Genomic DNA, 12,844 nt, shown 5'->3' on the forward strand with positions numbered 1-12,844 from the left:
TCCTTTCGCCTTATACGAGATAGTAGACGGAGGGCTTGGTTCCCTCGCTCGGCAGCAGCTGCTCGTACGAGCGTTCCTTGAGGAGCTTCGACACCTCGGAGTCCGGGTCGTCCAAGTCCCCGAAGTGGCGAGCGCGGGCAGGGCACAAGTCCATGCACGCGGGGGTTTCACCGCGTGCAAGCCGCTGATAGCAGAAGATGCACTTCTCCACTACGTGCTTTTGGTGCTTGGGAGCATCCGCGTCGCCGAGGGCGAAGTCCATGGGGTAGCGTGGCTCTTCCCAGTTGAACGAGCGCACGCCCGTATAGGGGCAGGCCGACATGCACATGCGGCAGCCGATGCACTTGTCGTAGTCCTGGCGCACGACACCCGTTTCCGGGTCCTTGTAGGTGGCGCCCACCGGGCACACTTTCGCGCAAGCGGGGTTTTCGCAGTGCTGGCAGGAGACCGTGATGTAGCGCAGGGAGACATCGGGGAACTCGCCCGCCGGCGTGTCCATCATCTCACCGCCGTCGGTAAGCGCGCGCGTCCAGAATATATCCTGGGGCACGTTGTTCGCCATCTTGCACGCCACCGTGCACGCGTTGCAGCCAACGCAGCGCTTGGTGTCAATAACCATTCCGTAATGCATGCTTGCACCCCCTTAGTACTTCTCGACTTCGCACAGGAAGTCGTAGAATGCGCTGTTCGAGCAGAAATCGTTCATGAACACGTTCGTGAGGTCCTGCGTATGGCCCTCGACGTACTGGGCAGCCTGGAAGCCATGCGGGATCGAAACCACGCCGGGCATGATACCCTCGGTTACCAGCGCCTTCACGACCGCATAGCCATGGTCGTTATACGCGCGCACCAGATCGCCCTGTTCGATGCCGCGGGCAGCCGCGTCGGCTGCGTTGATCTTGATCATGGGCTCGGGCTCGAGCTCGCGGACAACCGGCGTCACGGCGAGCTGGGAGTGCACATGGTACTTGTTGTGCTCGCTGCAGCCCAGGAGCGGGTACTTTTCGCGCAGCGGATTGTCCAGATACGCCTCGTTCGCATGCTCGTAATAGGGAAGCTTCTCGAAATCGGCGATCTCCTGGCCGAAGCTGTTGCGAGGGGTCGGCTTCTCGATGTAGTACTTCAAGCGCGTACCCTCGGAGGGGCCGTACGTCGGAACGAGGTTCTCCGGCTTGGTCATCGGGTTGCGCACGAACTCACCCGTGGCGAAGTCATCGTAGCTGACGCCGGCCTTCTTGTTGGTCTCCGTGTTGTACACATCGCGCAGGAAGTCCTGGTCGCTCTTCGCATAGATCTTGCCCATTCCCATCTTCTCGGACAGGAGGCGCATGATCTCGACGTCGGTCTTGCACTCGTACAGAGGCTCGAGGCCCTTCTCGTAATAGGCAGGGAACGGCGTGGAGCCAACCGGATCGATATCCTCCATCTCGAAGGCATGCGGCACGGGGAGCACGATATCGGCCCACTGTGCCGAGTCGTTCATGTTCACGTCAGCACACACTACGAGATCAATCTTCTTCACGGCCTCGATGAGGTCCAGACGCCCGGACTCGCAGGAGAGCACGTTTCCGTTATGGATCCACAGCACCTGCAAGTCGATGTCGTCTTTGCCGAACTTCTTGTTCGCCACAATCTCGGGAAGGTACATGCCGCAGATGCGCGGCCCGGGCATGCCGGCCATGAACGCCTTCGTGTTATAGGGGATCATGCTGAACGGGGCGGGATTGCCGCAGATGGCTGCTCCCGGCTTGCCGGCATTGCCGGTCAAGGCCGCCAGGAACGCAAGGTTCTTGTAATTGTGGTGCGAGTTCGCGTGGTGGCCCAGGCCTTGGAACGTCATGACGTAGACAGGGCCCTCCGTGGCGTAGATGCGCGCAAGCTCCTCGATCGTGCTCTCGGGAACGCCGCAAATGCCCGAAGCCTTGGCGACGGTGTAATCCTTGATGTGGTCCTTAACCGTTTGGTACACGGTCCGGTAAGTCGTACCGTCGATCTCGAACGAGCCCTCGATGGCGGGGTCGACGGCCTTCGGAAGCGGCGCCTTGTCGCCCGCGGCCTCGTCCCATACCATAACCGGATCGATCATGGTCGGCTGACCGGTCTGCGGATTTACCGGGCCTTCCGTAGGGGCAACGCCGAAGTCGCTCAAGCGCAGGTAGGTGCCATCTTCCTTCACCAGGAAAGGAGACACCGTGCTGCTTTTCATATACGCCACGTCCACCAGGTCGTTCTCGATGATGTAGTTGGCCATGGCCAGCATCATAGCGCCATCGGTGCCGGGGGTGATGGCCACGTAGGTGTCGGAATGCGCGGCGGAAGCCGTGAACTGCGGATCGATGGTGATGAGCTTCGCGCCCTTCTCGCGCGCCTGGCACACGTACTGCCACGCGTGCACGTATGCCTCGGCCGGATTGCCGCCCCAGGTGATGATGGTCTTGGCGTTGACCGCATCGGCGAAGTCGTTTCCCTTGTTGCCCAGCAGCGTGGATTGCACGTGCTGCTGTGCCGTATCGGCGCCTGCACCGAAGATGACTGCGCCCGTAGCCGTGCAGAACCGGCCGTAGGCGATCGACATGAAGCCGCCCATAGCGCCGTTCAGGGATCCGTACGAGCCGTACGAGGACCAGAAGCCCAGCGACGTGCCGCCGTGCTCGGCCAGGGCCGTCTTCATCTTTCCGGCAATGATCTCGAGCGCCTCGTCCCATTCGATGCGCTCCCACTCGCCTGCGCCTCGTTCGCCGACGCGCTTCAAGGGGTACTTCAAACGGTCGGCATCGTAGACGCGCTGCGGCTGGCTGAAGCCCTTCACGCACAGGCGGCGGCGATGAGCGTCCTCGCCCGGATATTCCATAGCCGTGACCTTCACCGCACGGCCCTCGCGCACAGTCACCTTCAGCGGACAACGGCTGCCGCAGTTGCCGCGACACTGGCTTCTGAACGTGCTCTCGGCCTGGGCTGCCTCGTCCGCTGCCGCCTCGCCCGCCTCGGCAAGGCCGACCAGAGTCGCGCCCGAGCCCACCGCTGCGGTTGCTGCTGCAACGGCGCCGGTCGTCTTCAGGAAGCTCCTGCGCGTGAGTCCGCCGTGCGGGCTCTTCGTTTCCGACATGTCTCCTCCTCCATTCTTGATGCAGAATGCCTAGGGGCGCATCGGACGAAGGCGAGCGTTCTGCGAACGGCAGTCCCCTTCGGTCACATGGCGGGCGCAGGCGCGCCCGGTGCGTTTTCCGAGATGTCCCCCTCATATCAGAAATCGGCCGATTCCCTCTGTGTCATAGTCTGCCATACGTCACTATGATTATCAACAAGGAAGTATGACAGACTATGACAATATATTATTCTATTTATAGAATAATATTAGCTGAACAGGGATTTTACACCATGATATGATCAGTCATGATATCGGGGGGCATATGACAGCGAACGATTATCTACGCTTGATGGCCATCCCTGGCTGCCTTCTCGGCCCCGCCCTCCACGAATCCCTCGCTGAAGGCGCTCGGCACCACGAGCGTGCCGCCGGACTTCTCCACGCTCTCGTAGGCCAGGTGCATGGTGCGCAGCTTCATGGCGTCGGCGTCGCCGGCGTACACCTCGGATGCATCCATGAGCATCTCGGAGATGTCCTTCTCGGCCTCGGCCAGCACCATGCGGGCGTTCTTCTTGCGCTCGGCCACGGCTTCCTGCGCCATGGCCTCCTGCAGCTCCTTCGGCAGCACGATGTCGCGGATCTCCACGTCGATGATGGTGATGCCCCACGGGTTGAGCTTCTCCTCGATGGCCTCTTTCAGCTCCTCGTCCAGTTGGTCGCGGCGCGTGGCCACCTCCGCCACCGTGGCCCGGCCGATGGCCTTGCGCATGGCCGTCTGCGCGATCCACGACACGGCCGACGCATAGTCCTCCACCTCCACGGCAGCGCTCTTCGCGCTCCACACCATCCAGAACACGACGGCGTCCACGTTGATGGGCACAAGGTCGCTCGTGAGCGTCTCCTCGGCACCGAAGTACGTGGCCGACACGCGCTGGTCCACCCGCAGCGTGTAGAACTCCACGATGGGCAAGGTGAACACGATGCCCGGCCCCGCCACGCGGTTGAACTTGCCCAGGCGCAGCACCACGGCCTTCTCCCACTCCAGCACGATGTGCACGGATGACGAGGCCAGCCATCCCACGATGGCCGCCGCCACGAGCGCACCCAGGCCGATGCCGCCGAGCAGGACCTGTGTCGCGGCCAGCACCAGACCGAACGCGACGGCGAACACCACGATGGCGAACACGACGGCGCCGTTGCGCGAGGCGCGGCGCTTTCCCGTGTCGATGTGCCCGGCCGTGGAGAACTGCGTGCCCGTCGCCATCGACGGCGCGCTGGCCGCCGCTCCCTGCGCCCCGCCGTGCGACGCGCTTGCGCGCTTGCTGCGTCCCATGCTTGCTCCCTTTCCGTTCTCAGGCCCGCGCGCCAACGGCCGCGTCCCGCTTGCTCTTCTCGTCGCTCATGCTCTGCGCGAACTGCTCTTCGATATCCTCCAGCGACATGCCCAGCTCGAAGCAGCGCTTGAGGTACTCCTGCGTCACGATCTCGGCCGTGGTGGATATGCTCACGCCCGGCTTGCCGCTCACGTCCAGCACGAACGCGCCCTGGCGGCGCTTCGACTGGATGTAGCCGTCCTGCTCCAGGCTCATGTACACCTTGCTCACGGTGTTGTAGTTCACCTCGACGTCGGCGGCCAGGCCCCGCACCGTGGGCAGCTGGTCGCCCGGCTTGTAGTACCCCGAGGTGATGAGGTAGATGAACCGGTTCTTCAGCTGCAGCCAGATGGGGATGCTGCTCTTCTCGTTGATCTCGAACAGGGCCACGTCGTCCGCCATTTCTATTCCAATCTAAGCGCCTGCGCGCTCGGCTCTTCAAGCTCCAGGTCGCGGTGCATGCCCGCATCCACGATGGCACTGCGCATGCTGAACCCGCCCACCAGCACGAGCACCGCCGCCACGGCCAGGGCCGTCCGCAGGGCCGGCGGCAAGGCCCGCGCCTGCGACCGTTCGCGAACGGCGAATGCCAGCTCAACGGCGAGGGGCACCGCCAGGCCGCACAGGACGAAGCCGCCCCACCACGCCGGCGCCCCGCTGCCGTCCACCAGCTGGACCGCCGAGGCCGCAGCGCCCGGATGGCCGCCTGCAAGCGCCAGCCCCGCGAACAGCGCAGCCGCCGCGGCCTCCAGCACGATAAGCGCGGCGTCTGCCCGCACGAGCGGGCGCACGATGCGGCCCGCCTCCCCCTCCGGGTCGGCGAAGAACGCCGCCACCAGCACCACGGCGATGCCGCACGACAGCGACGACAGCGTGAACAGCACCGGCACGAACGGCGACCTCCACAACGCCACCGCTCCCAGCCCCTGCAGCAGCAGGCCGGTGTACACCATGACCACCAAGCCCACCGCCACGGCGACCGCCTCGACGGCAACCGCCGCCGCACGCGGCACGGACGGCAGGTACGCGAGCCGCACAAGCGTCAGGAACGCCCCGCACGCGGCCAGCACGGCCAGGGCGAAGGAGCCGACGGTCAGATACGTAGGCGACGGCCGCAGGAACAGGTCGAGCACCCGGTCGATGCGCCCCAAATCGAACAGCAGGCACAGCACGCCCAGCGCGAGCGCGGCGAAGCCGGCAAGCAGCGCGAAAGCCGCCACCCGCTCGCACGGCGGCGCCTCGTCCACGGACACGCGGGCATCCGTCCCGAAGGGCGCACGCACGAGGGCCAGGTCGAGCCCGGACGCGACCACGATCGCCCCGGCCCCGGCACCGCCGAGGAACAGGTAGCCCACCGCCAACGTTCCGAGCACATCCCCTCCCCTCATCGCAGCCGCAGGACGCTCCGCTAGGCGGCGGCGCATCCAGACACGGGAGCCACGTTGCTTTTGCAGATCGCACGCTTCCCTCTGCATCCCCGTCAGTATCCCACAAAACAGGCGTGCTGCATATGACAGGGTGTCATATGCGCAACAGCGACACGATCCGGGACGCCACGCGTGACGCCGGAGCAGCACGGAGAACATCGCACATGGGGAACAGGAAAAGGCTGGGGTCCTCAACGACCTCCAGCCTTTTCTTAATGAGCGGCGCTCGTCGGCCTGCGCCCTACCCTGCCTTCGTGCCCAGCAGCTCTATGTCGGCCTTATCGCCAACCTCGTAGCGCACGCCGGCTGGGACGGCCAAGAAGGCGTTCGCCGAGCGAATGTTCTCGGCCAACGTTGCCGAGTTCGGAACCGGCGCCGCATGCAGCACGCCGTCCATGTCACGAGCCACGAGACGCGCCAGGTGCTCGAAACCGGGGCGGGCGCCCAGCGGCGCATCAAGCACGGCGGGCACCTTCACGCGCTGCGGCACCGGCTGGCCATAGTAGTGGCACACCAGGCCCCTCACCAGCCAGTCGGCCGCCAGGTAGGCCGCAATCATGGGTCCGGGAACGTTGATGGCCGGCTTGCCTTCGATAACTGCCAGGCCGATGGGACGTCCGGGAACCGCCTTCACGCCGTGCGAGAACCACGACGCGCGCTCCTGCAGAAGCTCCGAGTTGAAATCTTCCGAGCCGCGCGACGAACCCCCGTTGACCAGCACCACGTCGGCCTCGGCCAGCGCACGGTCGATGGCGATGCCCAGGGCCGCGCGATCGTCCGCCACAATGTCATAGGCAACCATCTCCGCGCCCCATTGCGCGAAATAGGCGCCCAGCATAAGCGAGTTCGTCTGCACGTTCTGCCCACGCTCGGGCACCGTGCCCACAGGCACCAGCTCCGTGCCGGTAGGAAGGTAGGCCACCTTCAAGCGCGCAACCACGGGCGCCTCGGCCCAGCCGTCGGCCGCCAGAATAGCCAGGGCCTCGGGCCCGAGCAGCGTGCCCGCCTCGTAGAGCAGCTCGCCCTTGCCCATCGTGGCGCCCGCGCGCTTGATAGCGTTGCCCGCCTTGACCTCGAGGGCAGGATCGAGCATGAGCCGCCCCGCCTCGTCGTATCCCACGTCCTCCGCCGCTATGATCGTGTCGAACTCGTCGGGGAAGTCATCGCCGGTATCGGCCTGGGCGAAGTGCATGCCACGCACCCATTCGCCGGTGTCGGGGACGCCCTGCGCAAAGTCGGCCGCCCGCACGGCGATGCCGTCGAACGACGAAACGCGATGTCGCGGCAGATCGTAAGCCGCATGGCAATCCTGCGCAAGCACGCGCCCGCATGCCTCGCCCACCGGCACGTGCTCGGTACGCTTCTCGAACTCCCAGCGCGCTTTCAGCGCCTCCAGCGCCTCCGCGCGCGTCAGCGCCTTCCCATGATCGAATTTCATCATCGTCCTCCTTGTTGTCTGCCGGTATGCGGGTGCAGGGCCTAGAACCTCCGCACGATATCGTCAACGAAGTAGCGTGGCACCTCCTTGGCGAAAAGATTGCTGGATACGGCCGGGTGCGCCGTCCTCACGTGACGCGCACCCGGCACGCCGGGGATGCGGGCGAGCAGCGGGTCCCCCACCACAACGGAGAACCCGCCGCGTGCCACGAGGGCTGCTAGGTCGGCATCGCCCGCCAAGGCAACGTCGCCCGGCTCGGCGAAGCCGGGACGCTGCCCGCACAGGCTCGCCACCGTCACAGGACCGCTCCAGCCGGAAAGGCGCAGCGCCGAGCGCACCGAGGCGGCGCACACCCAGTCGCCCACCACGAGTACCGCCTCGCCCCCTGCGCCGGACGCATCCATCCGCGCGTCGAATACGGTTCGCGAAGACTCTGGCAGCACCCCCGCATCGCAGCTTTCAGCATGCGGACCGCCTGCGAACGCGTACGACGACGCGCCGCCACGTGCGGCCCGGCGCAGCGCCTCGCACACGAGGCCGGCCTGCGCGCCCGCCAAGGGCAGACCCACCACATACGGCGTGCCGTACGCTCGCTCAAGGACCTGGGCGACCCCGAGTGCCCCCGCCGATACCACAAGGTTGACCGAAGCCTTCCCGACCTGCGCCACGCCTTCAAGCGACAAGCCCATGCACCATGTGGCATTCACCGCAAGCCCGGCGCCATCAAGGCATTCCCGCAGGTCTTCCGCATTCGGGCCCCCTCCGAAATCGAGCGGCGTGAGCCCGAGCACGTTCACGGCCGGCCGTTCCGGGGAGGCTGCCAGCCCGCACGGGCCCGTTCCCTCCGGCCGCCCGTCCGCAGTCGGCCTGGCTGGAGGGGCGAGCGCAGGACGTCCGTCGCCCGCGCCGCGCAGCATCCCGTCGCCTGCGGGCCCGAACCGCTCCGCCAGCTCCCGGTGCGCCAGATCCAAGCCGCGCTCGTAGGTGGCGAAGCCCGTGGTGGCGAAGCCGAGCGCCGGCACGCCCGTCGCGTCTTCGATGTCATGCGCCATGCCGCGGAAGTCCATGCCGGTGATGGCCGGCACCGGCGACCCCAGCAGCGCCACCATGCGCGGCTCCAGCTCGCGCGCCGCGGCGGCCACCTTCGCCACGGTCTTGGCCTCGTCGCCCATGACCACGTCCAAAGTGCGCAGTTGCGCGCACAGCGTGGTGGTCTTGCCGCGCGACCAGCGCGGCTCGTCGTAGTCGATGTAGTTGCGCGTGCAACATGCAGCGTCAGCCACCACCACCAGGGCATCGAGGTCGAACAGGCACGAGCACACGCCGGAGTAGTCGGCGGCGAACGAGGGCAGGAACAGGGACAATCGGGCCATAGCGCATCACTCCCAAACCGTATCGCCGTCGAGTGCGGCTTCCATCAGCCGCATGAGCCGCCGCACGGCCTGGTATCCGAACAAGCCCTCGTCCTTCTGCACGTCCACGAAGCGCCGCGCCTTCAGCAGGTAGGCGCAGTCGAAGCCGATGCACACGGCGTCGGCGGGCAGCCCCAGATCGAGGATGCCCTCGTAGCTCTCGCCACGCACGACGGCAATGCCGGGCACCTGCGCGGCAACCCAGGCACGCTCCTCGGCGTCGTCGTCCTTCTCATGCAACGCGAACACGGCGCACACGGAGAACCCGTAACCCGCCAACGCCTTCGCCAACGCGAACGGGCGCATGGCGGCAGAGGAGTCCACGATGACCGGCGTGTCGCCCAAAGCCTCGCGCGCACGCGCGACCGCATCCCACGCCGCACCCTCGGCCTGCGCAAGCAGGCGGGCCGCCTCGTCATCGGCCGCCGATGACGGTGCCTGGCGCCCCTCGAACGCCCGACCCTCTTGCGAGCACGTCCCATCGACCACCCCGCCGGCCTGTCCAAGCGCTGAGCCGATCGCGCGGTACTGCCGCCCTATCTCGTCCAAGTCGTAGGACACCGGCGCGTCGACGCGCGGAATGCCCAGGCGCCTCTCCATGTTCTCCGCCGCATACGAGCCGATGTGCGCCAACACCACGTTCAGCCGGCTTGACGCCAGCCGCCGGTACGCCTCGAAGTCCGCGCACGAGAAAAGCTGGCGCACCTCGCGCACGCCCCAGGCCCGCATCACCTCGAACAACTCGCAGTCGCCCCCGATATCGGCGAACGTCCCCACGAGGTTCACGGCGCTATCGCGGTGCGACGTTGGCTGAAGCATGCTGTAGAGCCTATCGTGGATGCGCAGCCCCGTGGACAGCCCCCGGTCGGCGGCAATGGGGTTCATGTGCACCACGGCGAATCCGAGGCCCGGGAACCGTGCGCGCAGCTCGTCGAGCAGGGCGTCCTCATCAGTGCCGAGAAAGTCATCGATACAGTTCAGATGGATGAAGAACGCACGCGGAGGCCGTTCGAGCGTTGTAAGCGCCTCGGCGACAGCCTCGGCAACGGCGTGCTCGTACGCGCCGGTGGCCACGTCGGCCTCGGTGAGGAACAGAAAGCCCATCGCCCCGCGCGTGTCGTTGCGCAGCGCACGGATCGACACGCGCCGCACGCAGGAGGGAGGGCACACGTACAGGTTGAAGCTCTCCGGAATGCACAGCGACACCTTGGGACGGCCGTGGTGCGGGATGAAGTACGACAGGTCAGAGGCCACGGCTGACCCCCTCTGCCTTGGGCCCGCCCGCAAACGCCGCCGCAGCGGCCGCCTTCGCATTCGACGTCGGCACGGCAGCCTTCTCGCTCGGCCCCCCTGCGATTCCCGCCTTCGCGCGGGGCAATCCCGCCTCGTCCAGCACGGCATCGGCCAAGGCCCCATAGGCACGCGCCGCCGCGCTTGCAGGGGCGCCCTCGACCACCGTGAGCGTTTCCTGCTCGCACGCGTGGACGTCTGCCGAGCGCGGAACATCGGCCACAATGCCCGTCCCCAGCTCGTCTGCCAGACTCTCAACCAGTGCGCGCTCATCGGCCACGTCGCGCCGGTTCAGCACCAGGCCTCCGAAGCGCGCGTAGTCGCGCGCCTTGAACCGCTCAAGGGCCTGCGCGATGTTCGAAGCCGCATACATCGACATCATCTCGCCCGACGTGACCACGTACACCACGTCGGAGCGCTCGCCGCGCAGCGGCAGCGAGAAGCCGCCGCACACCACATCTCCCAGCACGTCGTACAGCACGATATCCGGCGCGAGCTCCTCGTAGGCGTGCAGCGCGGCAAGCTGCTCGAACGCCGTGATGACACCGCGCCCCGCGCATCCCGTTCCCGGTGTCGGCCCGCCCGCCTCCACGCACAGCACGCCTGCGAAACCGCGGTGCACGGCGTCCTCGAGCGTGGGGTTCGCCGTCTTCCGCATGAGGTCGAGCACCGAGGGAATGCGCTCGCCGTGCATGAGCACGTACGTGGAGTCAGCCTTCGGATCGCACCCGATCTGCATGACCGTGTACCCCCGCAGCGCCAACACGGCCGCCAGGTTGGACACCGTCGTCGACTTCCCGATGCCGCCTTTTCCGTACACCGCGATTCTCAACATCGCGTCCCATCCCTTCCCCGTGCGCTTCCCTGCGAAATACCGAGCCATTCTTGCCTCTTATTAATCCTTGAAGTAAGATAATGCAGGAACCAGGATAATTTCAGTTGGTTTTACCACCAAAAGCCGAAGGAGCTGCCCCCGTGTCCGACCTTGCCGCCCTCACCGCCGACCTCCCGCTGTTCGAAGGCGTTCCGGTCGAGAAGGTCCCCCATGTGCTCTCCTGCCTCAATGCGACGCTTGCCACGTTCAGCAAACGCGAGCGCATCCTGGGCCGCGGCGAGACGCAGCGCAGCACCGGCTACCTCTGCGAGGGGCGCGCCCAGCTTGTGAGCAACGACTACTGGGGCAACCGCCCCATCTTGGGCGAATACGCCGCCGGCTCGGTACTCGCAGCCGAGCAGTTCTTCAAGCTGAACCTCCCTTTGCCCGCCGACGTCGTTGCCAGCAGCCCGTGCACGCTGCTGCAGTTCAACCTCGAGCGGCATGTGGAAGCCAAGCCGTGCTGCATGGTGCACGTCAACCGTATCCGCGAGAACCTGGCCCGCATCACCCTGCAGATGAACGCCGATTTACTGGGCAAGCTGGGCATCGTATCGAACCGCTCCACGCGCGAGAAGGTACTTGCCTACCTATCCGACCAGGCAGCGCTCCACGGCAGCTCCGCATTCGACATCCCCTACACCCGGCAAGAACTCGCCGACGCGCTCTACGTGGAGCGCAGCGCCCTTTCCCACGAGCTGAGCCGCCTCCAGAAAGACGGCTACCTCACCTTCTCCCGCAAGCATTTCGAGCTCCACCGCCTGCCGTAGCCGCCTCCCGCGTCCCCGCAGCTGCTTGCGCCCCGGGCGGTGCGGCGGCTTCGGCACAGCACCCGGGGCCGTTCCAGGGAAGGGGAACGCTTAGAAGAACGACGCGTACTCGTCGTCGGAGAGATCGTAGCCGTAGAACTCCTTGAAGAAGTCCTTGGTCTCTGCCGCCAGATCGACGTCCCCCCTATACTCGGGATACACCGTCTGGGCCAGCCACAAGAAGCCGAGCGTCGCCTCGGGGCTCGGGCGATCCCACCAAAAGCCGCCGATGGGGATGGAGAATACCTGCTTGTTCTTGATGGCCTTGAGATCCTGCACCTGCTCGGCGCCGTAGAGCTCGTCGAGATTGCTGCCGCCCTGCACGACGATGACATCCGGATCCCATTCGAGCGCCTTCTCCACAGTCACGTCGCCGTTGAGATCGGCCTCGGGCACGGCGAAGTCGGCGCCTATCGCATTGATCCACGTGCGGCCCCAGTCGCCGGTGTTCGCCTTCGTGATGTCGGCGCCGCTTAGGTAATATACCTTTTTGCGGTCGCCCGCAGGTATCTTCGCAACCTTCTTCTCCAAATCGCCCAGCGTGGCATTCCAGTGGTCGACCAGCCGTTGCGCCTTCTCCTCGTTGCCGAGGATCTTGCCCACGTTCAGGAACTCCTGCTTGAGCGTATCGATGGCCGCCCATCCGATGAGCATGACGTAGGTGGGGATTCCCACTTCGGCGATCTGCGCGTTGCCCTTGTCGGAGCTCACGCCCACAAGCGCCACGTCAGGCTCGGTTGCCACCAGGGCCTCGATATTGAGGTCATCGAACGAGCCGGCGTTCACCACGTCGTTGAACTGCGGGTACATTTTCAGCAGCTGCGGGAACTTCTTCATGGAGGGCTGTGCCACGATCTTGTCCGCCGCGCCGAAGATGGCCACCTCGTGGGTGGTGCCGCCGTTGCACGTGATGGCAATGCGCTCCACGCTCTCGGGGATGGCGAACTCGTTGCCCTTCGCGTCCACGACGGTACCCGAGACCGTCTCGGGGGCCTGGCCGTCGGCCGGCTTCGGTCCCTCTTCCTGCTGCGCGCAGCCGCCCAACGCCATAGTGCCCGTCGCAGCCACGCCGGCCGCAGCCAGCAGCTCGACGAAGCGCCTACGCGTGAGCAGGTTCATGTTCTGACTCATCG

Annotated in this window: 11 protein-coding genes; 1 reads left to right on the forward strand and 10 read right to left on the reverse strand. The window is 65.9% G+C overall.

The window, feature by feature from the left end; translation table 11 throughout:
- Positions 1-10 precede the first annotated feature (10 nt).
- From C1877_RS10125 to C1877_RS10165, 9 genes are all read right to left on the reverse strand, one after another.
- A complete protein-coding gene (locus C1877_RS10125; RefSeq protein WP_041239333.1) occupies positions 11-631 on the reverse strand; it encodes a 4Fe-4S dicluster domain-containing protein in 621 nt (206 codons plus the stop codon).
- A gap of 12 nt (positions 632-643) precedes the next feature.
- The gene (locus C1877_RS10130; protein WP_114569098.1) at positions 644-3,106 is read right to left on the reverse strand and encodes a molybdopterin-containing oxidoreductase family protein; all 2,463 of its coding nucleotides are present in this window, start codon (positions 3,104-3,106) and stop codon (positions 644-646) included.
- A 322-nt stretch (positions 3,107-3,428) separates the two neighbouring features.
- Positions 3,429-4,352 (reverse strand): slipin family protein, encoded by a 924-nt coding sequence (locus C1877_RS10135; protein ID WP_390624769.1) that lies wholly within the window; start codon positions 4,350-4,352, stop codon positions 3,429-3,431.
- 88 nt (positions 4,353-4,440) lie between these two features.
- On the reverse strand, positions 4,441-4,863 hold the full coding sequence (locus C1877_RS10140; RefSeq protein WP_015539591.1) for a GntR family transcriptional regulator: 423 nt from the start codon (positions 4,861-4,863) through the stop codon (positions 4,441-4,443).
- Between the two features lie 2 nt (positions 4,864-4,865).
- The gene (gene nrfD, locus C1877_RS10145) at positions 4,866-5,834 is read right to left on the reverse strand and encodes an NrfD/PsrC family molybdoenzyme membrane anchor subunit (protein WP_114569100.1); all 969 of its coding nucleotides are present in this window, start codon (positions 5,832-5,834) and stop codon (positions 4,866-4,868) included.
- Between the two features lie 295 nt (positions 5,835-6,129).
- On the reverse strand, positions 6,130-7,326 hold the full coding sequence (locus C1877_RS10150; RefSeq protein ID WP_181813833.1) for a molybdopterin molybdotransferase MoeA: 1,197 nt from the start codon (positions 7,324-7,326) through the stop codon (positions 6,130-6,132).
- A 41-nt stretch (positions 7,327-7,367) separates the two neighbouring features.
- Positions 7,368-8,699: a nitrogenase component 1 gene (locus tag C1877_RS10155; RefSeq protein ID WP_114569102.1), complete on the reverse strand. Its 1,332-nt coding sequence runs from the start codon at positions 8,697-8,699 to the stop codon at positions 7,368-7,370.
- Positions 8,700-8,705: 6 nt separating this feature from the next.
- Positions 8,706-9,992 carry a nitrogenase component 1 gene (locus tag C1877_RS10160; protein ID WP_181813834.1) on the reverse strand — a complete coding sequence of 429 codons (1,287 nt, stop codon included), beginning with the start codon at positions 9,990-9,992 and terminating at the stop codon, positions 8,706-8,708.
- Positions 9,982-10,863 carry a nucleotide-binding protein gene (locus tag C1877_RS10165; protein ID WP_015539589.1) on the reverse strand — a complete coding sequence of 294 codons (882 nt, stop codon included), beginning with the start codon at positions 10,861-10,863 and terminating at the stop codon, positions 9,982-9,984. The genes C1877_RS10160 and C1877_RS10165 overlap by 11 nt, the downstream gene beginning before the upstream one ends.
- Before the next feature lie 140 nt (positions 10,864-11,003).
- Between C1877_RS10165 and C1877_RS10170 the strand changes: the two genes are divergently transcribed.
- Positions 11,004-11,672, forward strand: coding sequence for a Crp/Fnr family transcriptional regulator (locus tag C1877_RS10170; RefSeq protein WP_041239329.1), 669 nt, complete (start codon positions 11,004-11,006; stop codon positions 11,670-11,672).
- 90 nt (positions 11,673-11,762) lie between these two features.
- On the opposite strand, the gene C1877_RS10175 is transcribed toward C1877_RS10170, so the two are convergent.
- Positions 11,763-12,842 carry an ABC transporter substrate-binding protein gene (locus C1877_RS10175; protein WP_114569104.1) on the reverse strand — a complete coding sequence of 360 codons (1,080 nt, stop codon included), beginning with the start codon at positions 12,840-12,842 and terminating at the stop codon, positions 11,763-11,765.
- Positions 12,843-12,844: the final 2 nt, after the last annotated feature.

The sequence above is a fragment of the Gordonibacter pamelaeae genome (genome assembly GCF_003340385.1).
GTDB lineage: Bacteria > Actinomycetota > Coriobacteriia > Coriobacteriales > Eggerthellaceae > Gordonibacter > Gordonibacter pamelaeae.